This window comes from Massilia sp. LXY-5 (genome assembly GCF_059801075.1).
In genome coordinates, this window is sequence record NZ_JBNNEH010000009.1 from 34,483 (window position 1) to 48,113 (window position 13,631).

Here is a 13,631-nt window from a genome sequence, read left to right on the forward strand (position 1 = left end):
CGGCCCCCGGGCCGCTGTCGCTCAACACCCAACGCTGGAACACTATGAATCGCTATCCCGTCTGGAAATACATACTGATCGCTGTCGCGCTCCTGCTGGGTGCGCTGTACACGGCGCCTAATTACTTCGGCGAATCGCCGGCGTTGCAGGTTACGACCGGCAAGACCGCGGTCAAGATCACGAGCGACACCACGGCCCGCGTCGCGGATGTGCTCACACGCGAAGGTGTTCCGGCTAAACAAGTGTCTCTGGAAGGCACCGGCAACTCGACGGCCGTGCGTGCACGCTTCGACACGACCGACGCCCAGTTCAAGGCCAAGCTCGCGCTCGAGCGCCAGCTCAACCGCGACCAGGCCGACCCCGATTACATCGTCACCGTCAACCTGGTGAAGAATACCCCCGCCTGGATGCAGAAACTGCGTGCGCTGCCGATGAACCTCGGCCTCGACTTGCGCGGCGGCGTCCACTTCCTGCTGCAGGTCGATGCCAAGGCCGTGCTGGAAACCAAGATGAAGGGCACGCAAGCGAGCGTGCGCAGCATCCTGCGCGACAAGAACGTGCGCCACGCCGGCATCGAGCGTAGCGGCAACACCGTGGAAGTGACCTTCCGCGATGCCGAAACCCGCGCCGCCGCCCGCAGCGTGCTGTCGAGCCAGGTTCAGGACCTGCAACTGGCGGACGCCGCCGACGGCAGCGACCTCAAGCTCCTGGTGACGCTGAAGCCGGAAGCGCTCAAGCGCACCGTGGAAGAGGGCGTGAACCAGAACATCACGACGCTGTCCAAACGTATCAATGAACTGGGCGTGACCGAACCGGTCATCCAGCGCCAGGGCGCCGACCGTATCGTCGTGCAATTGCCGGGCGTGCAGGACGTGGCCCGCGCGAAAGACATCATCGGCCGCACCGCGACCCTGGAAATGCGCATGGTCGATCCGACCGTGACGCCAGGCACCGAACTGTCGGCCGCAGTGCCGCTGAACTCGGAACTGTTCACCGAAGGCCGCGGTGCCCCGGTCGTGGTCTCGAAAGACATTATTTTGACCGGCGACTATATCTCCAGCGCGGTCGCCACCTTTGACCAGAACCAGCAGCCTGCCGTGTCGATCGACCTGAACGGCGACGGCGGCCGCAAGATCCGCCTCGTGACCCGGGAGAACATCGGCAAGCGCATGGCGGTCCTGTTGAAAGAAAAAGGCAAGTACACCGTGCCGACGGCGCCGACCATCCAGGGCGAACTGGGCTCGACTTTCCAGATCACCGGCATCGGCAGCATCGAAGACGCGAATGAGCTGGCGCTGCTGCTGCGCTCGGGCGCCCTGTCGGCGCCGATGGAATTCATCGAAGAACGCGTGGTCGGCCCGCAGCTGGGTGCCGAAAACATCAGCCGCGGCCTGCACTCGACGGTCTGGGGCTTCCTGGCCATTACCGTCTTCATGATCATCTACTACAACATGTTCGGCGTCTTCAGTGCACTGGCGCTGGCGGCCAACGTACTGTTCCTGCTGGCGCTGCTGTCGATGCTCCAGGCCACGCTGACCCTGCCGGGTATCGCGGCAATTGCGCTGGCGCTCGGTATGGCGATCGACGCGAACGTGCTGATCAACGAGCGCATCCGTGAAGAGCTGCGTGGCGGCGCCACGCCGCAACAGGCGATCACGCATGGCTTCAGCCACGCCTGGGACACGATTTTCGACTCGAACGTCACCACCCTGATCGTCGGCCTGGCGCTGCTGATCTTCGGTTCGGGCGCCGTGCGCGGCTTTGCCGTCGTGCACACCCTGGGCATCCTGACCTCGATGTTCTCGGCCGTGTTCGTCATGCGCGGTATCGTCAACCTGTGGTACGGCCGTCGCGGCAAGAAGGTCACGAAGCTGTCCGTGGGCACCGTCTGGACCCCGGGCCTGCCCGCTGAAAAGAAATAAGGACTAGGGAATCGTCATGGAATTTTTCAAAATCAAACGGGACATCCCGTTCATGCGCCACGCCTTGATCTTCAACGTGATCTCGGCGCTGACCTTCGTTGCGGCGGTGTTCTTCCTGGTGACCAAGCACCTGAATTTCTCGGTCGAATTCACCGGCGGTACCGTGATGGAGCTGCGTTATCCGCATGCGGCCGACCAGGAAAAGATCCGCGGCACGCTGCGCGGCATCGGCTATGAAGCGCCCGAGGTGGCCAGCTTCGGTACCGCGCAGGACATCATGCTGCGCCTGCCGCCAGTCAAGAACGCCAGCGGCGCGACCGCCTCGAACCAGGCTTTCGCTGCCGTCTGCGCGTCCGAAGGCGGCACGCCCAAGCAGATCACGGTGCTCGAGAAGGGCCAGCAAGTGGCACGCACCAGCTGCGCGAATGCCGCCGGCGCAGAAGTGGTCACGCTGCAGCGCGTCGACTTCGTCGGTCCCCAGGTCGGCGACGAACTGGCCCACGACGGCTTGAACGCGCTGCTCATGGTCGTGATCGGCGTGGTGGTCTATCTCGCCGTGCGCTTCGAATGGAAATTCGCGGTCGCCGCCATCCTGGCGAACCTGCACGACGTCGTCATCATCCTGGGCTTCTTCGCCTTCTTCCAGTGGGAATTCTCGCTGACGGTCCTGGCGGCCGTGCTCGCCGTGCTGGGTTACTCGGTCAACGAATCGGTCGTCATCTTCGACCGGATCCGCGAAACCTTCCGCAAGCAGCGCAAGATGAGCGTGACCGAGGTCATCGACCACGCCATCACCAGCACCATCTCGCGGACCATCATCACCCACGCATCGACCCAGATGATGGTGCTGTCGATGCTGTTCTTCGGCGGTCCATCGCTGCACCATTTCGCGCTGGCGCTGACGATCGGTATCTGCTTCGGTATCTATTCGTCGGTGTTCGTGGCCGCGGCACTGGCCATGTGGTTCGGCGTGAAGCGCGAAGACCTGATCAAGCCGGTCAAGGAAAAGGACGAAACGGACGGCGCCGTCGTCTGATCGTCAAGGGCATGCGTGCATGCCCCGGCCAAAAAAAATGCCGCCTGACTTCAATCAGGCGGCATTTTTCATTCTCGTTGTGGCTTTTTTCACCATTTTGCCCAGTCTGCATATCGATTTTCGCAACGAAGTAGGCGAAATGTGAAATACCGGTCTCATGTGTGAGTTGTCGCACAGAGAGCCGAGATAGCGAAACCGTATAGTGGAACTGTCTCTTTCAGGACATCCCTAGTTTTGGACTTCACCCGCTCCCCCTCGGAGCGGGTTTTTTTTTGCCCCTGATGGTTTTTTCGCAACGGCCGAGAAAACGTTAAATGTGTGAAGTGGCGCACAGAGCGTGCGGGAATCGGGAACTAATATGGAGCTGTCTCTTTCAGGACATCCCTAGTTTTGGACTTTGCCCGCTCCCTGAGCGGGCATTTTTTTTAGGGAAATGAGATCCCGGGTGGTCGGGAAATATCGACGCAAATCGATTACAACGCGATTACAACAACGCCGACGTCAAACTCTGCACCTCGTGCGCCGACTCTTCCATGATGCGCGCCAGCGTCCCGTCGCCCACCGCGAAATCGATGGTCGCCGCCGCCTGCACCGTCGTCGCACCCGGACGCTCGAGCAGGGGAGAGGCCACCGGCGACAAATCGTTCGCCAGCAATAAGGTGTCACCGAGGGTTTCCGGCGGCAGGGCGCGCATGCCGTTCCACATGGCCTCGATCGCCCCCATCACCGGCGCCGGCACGCCCAGCCGCAGCAACACGCCGCGTCCGACCGCGACTTCGCCATGTTCCAGCCATTCTTCGGCATCGCCATCGAGCAAGCCCGGATACGCCTGCGCCTTCGAGAGCATATAAAAGCCGCCGACCTCGTGCACGATGCCGGCAAACATCGCCGTTTCCGGATCGACAAACGACACCCGGCGTGCGATCACCTGCGCCAGCGCGGCCACGTGGGCCGAGTGGCGCCACAGGGCATCGGCGCGCGCGCGCAGGGCGGGATCGGTAATTTCGCTGCTCAGCTGGCGCACGATGACGCTCGCCGCCAGCGCGCCCAGGGTGCGGAAACCCACGCGCTGCACGGCCGCGCGTACATTGGTCACATCGTTGCCGGAGCGGTTATAGGTAACGGAATTGGCGATCGCCACGGTGCGCGCCGCCAGCAGCGGCTCGGCCTGGACCAGGCGGGCCGCCATATCGGCGTGGCATTCGGGATCGTTCAGGGCTTGCTGCAGCCTGAGGGTGGCGTCGACATTCGTCGGGAAGCTGAGTTCGCCGCGAATGGCCTGGGCCGCGATACTTTTAAGGGCGTCGAGTCTGTCCATCGAAAAATTATACTCTGATGTACAGACGTGCCCCAGTCAATATTTGCCCGGCGGCACTTTTACAACGGCGCCGGCCTGCGCGCGGCGGGTGCTTACTCTTCGCTGAAAATCGCGTCGCAGCCGTCGCGCAGCTCTTCGGTGTCCTGCAGCTCGTCGACCAGGCCGAGGTCGATCAGCTCTTCGACGGCGTTCATGAAATTGTTCAATTTCGCTGCGCCGATCAGGCGGTAGATTTCGCCGGCTTCGTTGCGCACGCCGATCAGCATCTTGTGCTGGCGGACTTCTTCCTCGGTCGCCACGTCGAGCAGGATATTGCCAATGATGTGCTTGTCGAAATGGGCGGGCGTTTTGCCCTCGAGCAGGGTGGTTTTCAAGATTCTTCCTTTTGTTGTAGAGATAAGAGGGACGGGCGCCCGGCGTTACCAATGCGCTCACGCAGCTTCTTCAACGCGCCATCCATCTCGTCGAATTCGGCGTCGCTGTAATCGGCAAATAACTGCCTGCCGTGGGCAACTACCTTCGGGAACACTTCGCGGAACACGCTTTCTCCCGCATCGGTCAGGCGCACCTGGAACGAACGCTTGTCGTCGCTGCTGCGTTCGCGCAGCACGATGCCCTTCTGTTCGAGGCGTTCGATGACGCCCGTCAGCGTACCCTTTGTGATCAGGGTGCGCTCGCCGAGTTCCTTGTAGCTCATCCCATCCGTGTTGCCCAGCGTGGCGATGATGTCGAATTGCGCGTGCGTCAAACCGTATTGCCGCACCGTTTCGCCCGAATACCGCTCGAAGCCTTGCAGGCATTCGGCCAGCAAGCGGACGCTTGTTAAATATCGTTCCCCCATGTACTGGAATTATAGCCGTCCATGGAGTTCACTGGCCCACGGTTCGCCTTTTACTGCCGAGGCGCGTACCATAGTCGCTTTTGCCGATTTGCCACATTTATGACCCGCCACCTCCACGGCATCCTCGCCTTGCTGCTCGTCACCCTGGTCTGGGGCACGACTTTCCCGGCCATGAAAGATTTAACGGGGCATTTCTCGGCGGTGTGGATCATCCTGGTGCGCTTCGCCCTGGCAGCCTTGCTGTTGTCGCCCTTCCTGTGGCGCGCCAGGGCCCACGACCTGCGCTCGGGCGCGCTGCTGGGCGTCTTGTTATTCTTCTGCTTTATTTTCCAGGTCGAGGGCCTGGCGCTGACCAGTTCCAATCGCAACGCGTTTATTTGCGGCCTGAACGTGCTGGTCGTGCCGCTGCTGGGCGTGCTGGCCGGACGCCTGCCCGAGCGCCGCATCGTGCTGGCGCTGGCCATGTCGCTCGCCGGACTGGCCGCCCTGTGCTGGGATGGCGGCGGCTGGGGCCTCGGCGACTCGCTCGCGCTGATGTGTGCGCTCTGCTTCGGCGTGTACATCAAGGTCATGGAAGTGCACACCCAGCGTGCGACGAACCTGCTTACCGTCACTGCGGGCCAAATCACCACCGTCGCCGTCTGCGCCGCGCTCTGGCTGCTGGCGCGCGAGGTGCCGGGCGACGCCGCCGCACGCAGCGCCTGGTTCGGCGGTGTCGTGACTGCCATCGGCCAGCACGCCTGGAACTTCGCCTACCTCGGCGTGGTAGCGACTGCCGCCATTATTTCGCTGCAGACCTGGGGCCAGTCGCGCACCACGGCCAACGAGGCGGCCGTCGTCTACGCCTTCGAGCCGGCGGCTGCCGCCTTCTTCGGCTATTTCTGGCTGGGAGAAGCGATGACGGGACGCGGCTGGCTGGGCGGCTTGCTGTTGATCTCCGGTATGATAGTCAGTCAATGGAATTCCGAACGCCGGCCCGCCGCCGCGCTTGCCCCCGAGTGATGACGCCCCCAATCTGCCCCGATGCCGCAAGCTGAACTGTCCGTCATGGCGCAGGAACGGCCGCTGCGCATCCTGTTGATCAACGCGGGCGAACCGGATTCCTTGACCTGGTCCGGCCTGGTCCAGCCCTTGCGCCAGGCCGCCAAGATCCTCGGCCCCGAGCGCCTGCACGTCGACGTGCGCAGCCCCGACAAATTTACCAGCGACGCCCAGCGCCACTGGCACCTGGTGCTGCTGGCCGCCGACGAAGCGCAGGCAGGATTAAAACCCGCGAACTTCCGCGCCCTGGTCGAGCGCTGCCGCGCCGCGCCCTTCTGGGGCGGCGTCGGTGCCGGCGTGCTGTGGCTGGCGGAAGCCGGCGCCCTGAACGGCGTGCGCACCGCATTTCCGTGGTCGCTGTACGCCGACGCCGACAGCCGCGCCGACCAGGCCATCTTTACCCCGCACCTGTACGAGATCGACGGCAACCGTCTGACCTGCTGCGGCGGCGCCGCCTCCGTCGATTTTGCACTGACCCTGATCGACATGATTTTTGGATCCAACGTGCAGGCTCCCGTCAAAGAGCTGCTGTGCGTCGACCGCGTGCGCGGCCGCGAGGAGCGCCAGCGCGTGGCCCTGCAGGCGCGCTTCGGAACGCTGCAGCCGAAACTGACGGAAGCGGTGACCTTGATGGAAGCGAATATCGAAGAGCCGTTGTCGACCGACGAGATTGCCCAGCTGGCGGGCGTGTCGCGGCGGCAGCTGGAGCGCTTGTTCAAGCAGTATCTCGGCAGTCTGCCGTCACGCTATTATCTGGAACTGCGCTTGAACCGGGCGCGTCAGTTGCTGCTCGACACGAACAACTCGATCGTGCAGGTGGGGCTGATGTGCGGGTTTTCGTCGGGGTCGCACTTTTCGACGGCGTTTGGGGCCCTGTTCGGGAATACGCCGCGCGAGGAGCGGCAGCGCCGGCTGGCCGAGTAGGGTTCGCTGCACAGGCGTTGATCCGCTGGCCGATGCCCGGAGTAGACTAGGCGTATTCTTCAAGGAGATGCGCCATGAGAACCATATTGGCCGCGCTGCTTGCCGGCGTCGCCTTTTCCGCCCACGCTGATTTTGGGGCCGTGCATCAGGTCGACCTCGACACGCCCGGCGCACTCGCGCGTGTCCAGCGCGACCATCCCGAGCATCTCCGGGCGATCACCGAAATCCTGCGTGAAGCACCGCACCAGCGGCCACAGGCGCTGTCCGGCTGGGTGCGTACTGCATTCGACGCTAAGATGGCGTCGGCAATGCTGATCAAGACGAGTTATCCGCCGCAGGCGCGCCTTGAATTCGTGCTGGACGATACCGAATATCGGGCGCTGGTTACGCTGCGCAATGTCGAGCCGGCGGTGACGCCGGCCAGGCAACGATAGGGTTGCATACGGCCGTTGGAGCGCTGGCCCGGCGCAGCCGCAACTCAGCCGCCGGCGCGTTTCGGCTGATGGCCAAGCTTTGCGAGTGTTTCCATGACCAGCTCACAGTGGTCGCCCTGGATCTCGATGACACCGTCTTTTACCGTTCCGCCTGAACCGCATGCAGTGCGCAATTGCTTGCCCAGTAGCGCCAGTGCGGTGGGATCGAGCGCCAGTCCCTTGATGAGGGTCACACTTTTCCCGCCGCGGCCTTTCGTCTGGCGTGACACGCGCACCGTTCCATCGCCTGCGGTGACAGCCTTTTTCTTGCATACGCATTGCGCGACGGGTTGCCGGCATTCGGGGCACATGCGCCCGCTATCGGTGGAATACACCAGGCCGCCGTTCGAACTGCTCTTCATTTTTCTACGTGCCCTTTCGATATATGGCTGAGGTGGCGTCCGGGTGCCGGACCTGCCATGAAAACTAAACGAGATGGGAAATCTTCAATTTTCCGTTCCAGCGCGAGTTGAGATACTCGACCGCAAGCCGCCGATGGCACTGATGAGGTTTGTCCTCGCTGCATAGCAGACATCCCCCGTCGAATAAGGAAACGTCCAGATTGCTCTCCACGCGGCGCCGTGCGAGCAATTCCAGATAGGCGCTTGCATAATCGTCCCATGTCATTTCCTTCAGTTGGTAACGTTGCAGCATCTCCTTCTCAGGCGCCAGTTCACCTAGCTCGATATATTGAACACCCAGGAGTTCGGACAGTAAAAATCGCAAATCCGCTTTTTTAGCGAAACCCGCAAGCTGCGAAGTGTTGTTCAAGCGTACGTCGAGCACCGTTCGCACGTTTGCGTTTCGCAAAAGGCTGAAAAAAGTTTCTGCCGACTTTTTAGTAAAGCCGATTGTCGAAACTTCTATGTGCGTCATATGCTATTCCCTTCGGGATTCGATCAGGCTGTCGGGGCGGTAACGCCGATCCAACAGGCGATCCAATTGTAGCGAATCTCGCTTCCTGCCTGGTCTTGCTGAACTGGTAGAAGAGGTGTCACGCTACTTGCGGTACCTAACCGGAAGCAGCGGGTCAGCGACAGTACCAGCCAGTCCCGTGGGGATATCGAGGCCCACCGGGATGGTCTCATCGGCCAAAAATGAAAATCCCCGTCGCACTTCTGCAAGAACCCGCCAGCCCATCCTCCTTATAATGACCAGACTCGGCGCCCGCGTCCCGGCGCGCCTGTCACTACTTTTTGATGAGGAAAAAGTCATGAATGCAAAGCTTGATTCGGGTGTCACAACGCGGCCTGTCACTCGGCAGACCTTCGACGAAGTCCTCGTTCCGACCTACGCTCCGGCCGCGATGGTGCCGGTGCGCGCTGCGGGACTGGACGTGTGGGACCAGGAAGACAAGCATTACCTCGACTTCACCTCCGGTATCGCCGTCTCGAGCCTCGGCCACGCCAACCCGGTGCTGGTCGACGCGCTGACCAAGCAGATCAACACCCTGTGGCACCTCGGTAACGGCTACACCAACGAGCCGGTGCTGCGCCTGGCTTCGGCGCTGGTCGAAGCGACCTTTGCCGACCGCGCCTTCTTCTGCAACTCGGGCGCGGAAGCGAACGAAGCGGCCCTGAAACTGGCGCGCAAGTACGCGCACACCAAGTTCGGTCCCCATAAATCGCGCATCATCTCCTGCCTGTCGTCCTTCCACGGCCGCACGCTGTTCACGGTGTCCGTCGGCGGCCAGCCGAAGTACACCGAAGGTTTCGAGCCGCTGCCGCAAGAGATCAACCACATCCCGTACAACGACATTGAAGCCGCGCGCGCCGCGATCCTCGACGACGTCGCGGCCGTGATCGTCGAGCCGATCCAGGGCGAGGGCGGTGTCATTCCCGGCGACCATGCCTACCTGGCGGCGCTGCGCGAGTTCTGCGACAAGACCGGCGCACTGCTGATCTTCGACGAAGTGCAGTCGGGCGTGGGCCGTACCGGCGCCCTCTACGCCTACATGGACACCCCGGTCATTCCGGACATCCTCACCAGCGCGAAGGCACTCGGCAACGGCTACCCGATCGGCGCCATGCTGACCACCGAGGAGATCGCCCAGCACTTCAACGTCGGCTCGCACGGCACTACCTACGGCGGCAATCCGCTGGCCGCAACCGTCGCGCTGAACGTGGTCGAGATGATCAACCAGCCGGCCTTCCTGGCGCGTGTGAAAGAAGCCAGCGCCAAAATCTTCGCCAACCTGGAGAAGCTGACCGCCGACTATCCGCAGCTGTTCGGCAAGGCACGCGGCCTGGGCCTCTTGATCGGCCTTCCGCTGGCCGAAGGTTTTAAAGGCCGTGCCAAGGACGTCACCAAGATCGCCGAGAAGATGGGCCTGATGCTCCTGATCGCCGGTCCCGACGTGATCCGCATGGCGCCGGCGCTGATCGTGTCGGACGCGCAGATCGCGGAAGCCGATCGCATCCTGCGCGCCGCCGTCGACGAGTTCCTCGCCGCCGCTTAAGCGCCCGCGCTTGCAGTATCGTCCCGGCCCACGCGGCCGGGATTCGTTCGCACTGAACCCTTCAAGGGAGACCACATGTACGTTGTCCGTCCGGTAGAACTCGCGGATGTCGACGCGCTCGAGCGCCTGGCCGCCGTGATCACGCCCGGCGTGCACACGCTGCCGCGCACGCGCGACACGATCGGCGCCTTCGTCGAGCGTTCGATCGCGTCGTTCGCGGCGCAAGTCGATATCCCGAGCGAAGAGTCCTACCTGTTCGTGCTGGAAGAGTCGACCAGTGGCGACATCGTCGGCACGGCCGCCGTGCACGCGTCGGCCGGCTCGAACGGCACCTATTTTGCGTTCCGCAACGACGTGATCCAGCAAGTCTCGCGCGACCTGAACATCTCGCACAGCGTGCATGCGCTGACCCTGTGCTCGGAACTGACGGCCTGCTCGCAGCTGGCCGGTTTTCATTTGCGCGACCGCGAACACGCGGGTATCGAGGCGGCTTTGCTGTCGCGTGCGCGCCTGCTGTACGCGGTGCTGGCGCCGCACCGTTTCGGCGACCGCTTCTTCGTGCCGCTGGCCGGCGTCACCGATGCAGACGGCCAGTCGCCGTTCTGGAATGCGCTCGGCCGCAAGTTTTTCAAGATGGATTTCCTCGACGCCGAGCGCGTCATCGGCGGCTCACGCAATCGCACGATCATCGTCGAGCTGATGCCGCACTATCCGGTCTATGTGCCGCTGCTGCCGGGCGACGCCCAGGCGGCGATGGGCCAGATCCATCCCGGCGGCCAGCTGGCCTTCGACCTGCTGACGGCCGAAGGCTTCGAAGCGGACGAATATGTCGACATCTTCGACGGCGGCCCGATCCTGGCTGCCCATAAACTGTCGCTGCGTTCGTTCTGCGGCTCGCAGCACCGCCGCGTCGAGACTGCACAGGAGGGCGCAGCCGAGAACTTCGTCACCTATGCGGTGGCGACGAATGCCGAGCGCTTCCGCGCCATCACCGTGGCTTGCCCGCCCTGCGACACCTCCGACGTCCTGTTCCTGCCGCTCGCGGCACAGCAGGCGCTGGGCGTGGCGCCCGGCGACAACGTCATCTGCGTCAGAATCTGAGAGAGGCACCATGCTCGTCATTCGTTCCATTGCTGCATCGGACCTCGACCCGCTGATCGAGATGGCGCGCGAGGTCGGCGGCGGCATGACCACGCTGAAGCCGGACCGGCAAATGCTGGGCGACCGGGTCGCCTGCGCCGTCGCCTCGTTTCATGAAACCATTCCGCCCGAAGAGCGCGACTACATGTTCGTGCTGGAAGACACCGAGACCGGCCGCCTGGCCGGCGTCTGCGCCATCAAGGCTGCGGTCGGCATGAACGAGCCGTTCTATAACTACCGCATCGGCACCCTGGTCCACTCCAGCCGCGAACTGAACGTGTTTACGCGCATGGAGACGCTGTACCTGTCGAACGATCTCACCGGCGCCACCGAACTGTGCTCGCTGTTCCTGCAGCCGGACTACCGCAAGGGCTACAACGGCAAGTGGCTGTCCAAAAGCCGTTTCCTGTTCATCGCACAGTTCCAGCAGCTGTTCACCGAGAAGATCATCGCCGAGATGCGCGGCTACCTCACCGAAGATGGCACGAGTCCGTTCTACGAGGGACTCGGCCGCCACTTCTTCAAGATGGATTTCAACCATGTCGACGGCCTGACCGCGATGGGCAAGAAATCCTTTATCGCCGAGCTGATGCCGCGCCAGCCGCTGTACGTCGACTACCTGCCGGAGTCGGCGCGCGAAGTCATCGGCCAGGTGCACCGCTCGACCCTGCCGGCCCGGAAACTGCTGGAGCAGGAGGGCATGCACTACGAGGGCTATGTCGATATCTTTGACGCCGGTCCGGTGCTGCAGGGACGCGTAAAAGAACTGCGTTCGGTGCGCGACAGCGTGCTGCGCGTTGCCAACGAAGGCCGGCCGCAAGGCGAGACCGAATGCCTGCTGGTGTCGAACACGAAGCTCGACGATTTCCGGATGGTGCTGGCGCAGACGACGATCGACGGCGCCGAAGTCTGCCTCTCGGCGCAGGAACTGGCGCTGCTGCACGTCCAGGCGGGCGAGCCGGTACGCACGCTGTCACTCAACGTAAGGAAGAACAATGGCTAACCTGTCGAATTTTATTAACGGCGAATGGTCTGCGGGAAGTGGCGCGGAACTGGTCACGATCGACCCGTCCAGCGGCCGCCAGACCTGGACCAGCAAGGAATCGACGGCGGACGATGTGGCCCGCGCCGCCCGGGCCGCGCACGACGCCTTCGAGGACTGGGCCCTGCGCCCGCTGGAAGAGCGCATCGGCATCGCCACCCGGTTCCGCGACCTGCTGAAGGAACACGCGGAAGAGCTGGCGTCCATCATCGCCGAGGAAGTCGGCAAACCGCTGTGGGAAGCGCGCACGGAAGTGGCGACCATGGCGAATAAAATCGACATCTCGGTGCAGTCCTACGGCGCGCGCACCGGCGAATCGAATGCGAAAGTCGCCGACGGCAATGCCGTGCTGCGCCACCGTCCGCATGGCGTGTTCGCCGTCTTCGGTCCGTATAACTTCCCGGGCCACCTGCCGAACGGCCACATCGTGCCGGCCCTGATCGCAGGGAACACGGTCGTCTTCAAGCCGAGCGAATACGCGCCGCGCACCGCCGTCAAAACCGTGCAGCTGTGGGAGCAGGCCGGCTTGCCGAAGGGCGTGCTGAACCTGGTCAACGGCGGCCGCGACACCGGCATCGCCCTTGGCCAGGACCCGCTGATCGACGGCGTGCTGTTCACCGGCAGCAGCCAGACCGGCGCCGCGCTGCATAAGCAGTTCGGCGGCCAGCCGGGCAAGATGCTGGCGCTGGAAATGGGCGGCAACAACCCGCTCGTGGTCTGGGACCTCAGTTCCAACCCCCGGGATATCGACGCCGCCGTGCACCATACCGTGATGTCCGCCTTTATCTCCGCCGGCCAGCGCTGCACCTGCGCGCGCCGCTTGGTGGTGCAGGACACGCCGGAAGGCCAGGCATTCATTGACCGTCTGGTGGAAGTGGCCAGTAAGCTGCAGGTCGGCGCCTCGAAGGCCGAGCCGCAGCCCTTCATGGGTCCGGTGGTCTCCGCAGCCGTCGCGGCGCGCCTGGTGCAGGCACAGGCCGAGATGGAAGCGAAGGGCGGCAAGGTGCTGCTGCAGATGCGCCAGCTCGATCCGAACGCGGGTTTTGTTACCGCCGGCATCGTCGACGTGACCGATGCGCAGGGCATCCCGGACGAAGAGTGGTTCGGCCCGCTGCTGCAGGTCGTGCGCGTAAAAGACTTCGACCAGGCGGTGAAGGTCGCGAACGCCACCGAATTCGGCCTGGCGGCCGCGCTGCTGTCGCCGTCGGAAGAGCTGTGGAAGCGTTTTGCCGTGCGCGCCCGCGCCGGCATCGTCAACTGGAACCGTCCGACCACCGGTGCGGCCAGCTCGGCGCCGTTCGGCGGCGTCGGCAAATCCGGCAATCACCGCCCAAGCGCGTATTATGCTGCGGATTACTGCGCTTACCCGGTCGCCTCGATCGAGACGTCCGAACTCGACATGCCGGCCAAGCTGTCGCCGGGACTGGTGTTTTAAT

At 63.3% G+C, this 13,631-nt stretch carries 14 protein-coding genes; 9 read left to right on the plus strand and 5 right to left on the minus strand.

Translation table 11 applies throughout. The features are described 5' to 3' along the window. Positions 1-44: 44 nt before the first annotated feature. Positions 45-1,922 carry a protein translocase subunit SecD gene (gene secD, locus ACI48I_RS23600; RefSeq protein ID WP_193687534.1) on the plus strand — a complete coding sequence of 626 codons (1,878 nt, stop codon included), beginning with the start codon at positions 45-47 and terminating at the stop codon, positions 1,920-1,922. A 16-nt stretch (positions 1,923-1,938) separates the two neighbouring features. Next, positions 1,939-2,958, plus strand: a complete 1,020-nt coding sequence (gene secF / locus ACI48I_RS23605) for a protein translocase subunit SecF (RefSeq protein WP_193687533.1) — start codon at positions 1,939-1,941, stop codon at positions 2,956-2,958. A gap of 484 nt (positions 2,959-3,442) precedes the next feature. Here the strand turns inward: secF and ACI48I_RS23610 are convergent, their stop codons facing one another. From ACI48I_RS23610 to ACI48I_RS23620, 3 genes are all read right to left on the minus strand, one after another. Further along, positions 3,443-4,276, minus strand: coding sequence for an HDOD domain-containing protein (locus tag ACI48I_RS23610; protein WP_193687532.1), 834 nt, complete (start codon positions 4,274-4,276; stop codon positions 3,443-3,445). A gap of 92 nt (positions 4,277-4,368) precedes the next feature. Then, positions 4,369-4,650, minus strand: coding sequence for a hypothetical protein (locus ACI48I_RS23615; RefSeq protein WP_193687531.1), 282 nt, complete (start codon positions 4,648-4,650; stop codon positions 4,369-4,371). After that, positions 4,647-5,117 carry a MarR family winged helix-turn-helix transcriptional regulator gene (locus ACI48I_RS23620; RefSeq protein WP_193687530.1) on the minus strand — a complete coding sequence of 157 codons (471 nt, stop codon included), beginning with the start codon at positions 5,115-5,117 and terminating at the stop codon, positions 4,647-4,649. The genes ACI48I_RS23615 and ACI48I_RS23620 overlap by 4 nt, the downstream gene beginning before the upstream one ends. A gap of 99 nt (positions 5,118-5,216) precedes the next feature. Between ACI48I_RS23620 and ACI48I_RS23625 the strand changes: the two genes are divergently transcribed. The 3 genes from ACI48I_RS23625 to ACI48I_RS23635 all read left to right on the plus strand — a co-directional run bounded on the left by ACI48I_RS23625 (position 5,217) and on the right by ACI48I_RS23635 (position 7,516). Continuing rightward, entirely contained in the window at positions 5,217-6,119 is a 903-nt protein-coding gene (locus ACI48I_RS23625; protein WP_193687529.1) for a DMT family transporter, read from the plus strand. 21 nt (positions 6,120-6,140) lie between these two features. Next, a complete protein-coding gene (locus ACI48I_RS23630) occupies positions 6,141-7,082 on the plus strand; it encodes a GlxA family transcriptional regulator (protein WP_498575658.1) in 942 nt (313 codons plus the stop codon). 74 nt (positions 7,083-7,156) lie between these two features. After that, on the plus strand, positions 7,157-7,516 hold the full coding sequence (locus tag ACI48I_RS23635) for a hypothetical protein (protein WP_498575659.1): 360 nt from the start codon (positions 7,157-7,159) through the stop codon (positions 7,514-7,516). A 44-nt stretch (positions 7,517-7,560) separates the two neighbouring features. Here the strand turns inward: ACI48I_RS23635 and ACI48I_RS23640 are convergent, their stop codons facing one another. Both ACI48I_RS23640 and ACI48I_RS23645 read right to left on the minus strand, forming a co-directional pair. Beyond that, entirely contained in the window at positions 7,561-7,917 is a 357-nt protein-coding gene (locus tag ACI48I_RS23640; RefSeq protein ID WP_498575660.1) for a translation initiation factor Sui1, read from the minus strand. Between the two features lie 64 nt (positions 7,918-7,981). Next, the gene (locus ACI48I_RS23645) at positions 7,982-8,431 is read right to left on the minus strand and encodes a DUF488 domain-containing protein (RefSeq protein ID WP_193687525.1); all 450 of its coding nucleotides are present in this window, start codon (positions 8,429-8,431) and stop codon (positions 7,982-7,984) included. A gap of 337 nt (positions 8,432-8,768) precedes the next feature. On the opposite strand from ACI48I_RS23645, the gene astC reads away from it, so the two are divergent. The 4 genes from astC (at position 8,769) to astD (ending at position 13,630) form a co-directional block, all read left to right on the plus strand. Then, positions 8,769-10,013, plus strand: coding sequence for an acetylornithine/succinylornithine family transaminase (gene astC / locus ACI48I_RS23650; RefSeq protein ID WP_498575661.1), 1,245 nt, complete (start codon positions 8,769-8,771; stop codon positions 10,011-10,013). Positions 10,014-10,088: 75 nt separating this feature from the next. Then, the gene (locus ACI48I_RS23655) at positions 10,089-11,114 is read left to right on the plus strand and encodes an arginine N-succinyltransferase (RefSeq protein ID WP_498575662.1); all 1,026 of its coding nucleotides are present in this window, start codon (positions 10,089-10,091) and stop codon (positions 11,112-11,114) included. Between the two features lie 10 nt (positions 11,115-11,124). After that, positions 11,125-12,156 carry an arginine N-succinyltransferase gene (gene astA / locus ACI48I_RS23660; protein ID WP_193687522.1) on the plus strand — a complete coding sequence of 344 codons (1,032 nt, stop codon included), beginning with the start codon at positions 11,125-11,127 and terminating at the stop codon, positions 12,154-12,156. Continuing rightward, positions 12,149-13,630, plus strand: a complete 1,482-nt coding sequence (gene astD / locus ACI48I_RS23665; RefSeq protein WP_498575663.1) for a succinylglutamate-semialdehyde dehydrogenase — start codon at positions 12,149-12,151, stop codon at positions 13,628-13,630. The genes astA and astD overlap by 8 nt, the downstream gene beginning before the upstream one ends. Position 13,631: the final 1 nt, after the last annotated feature.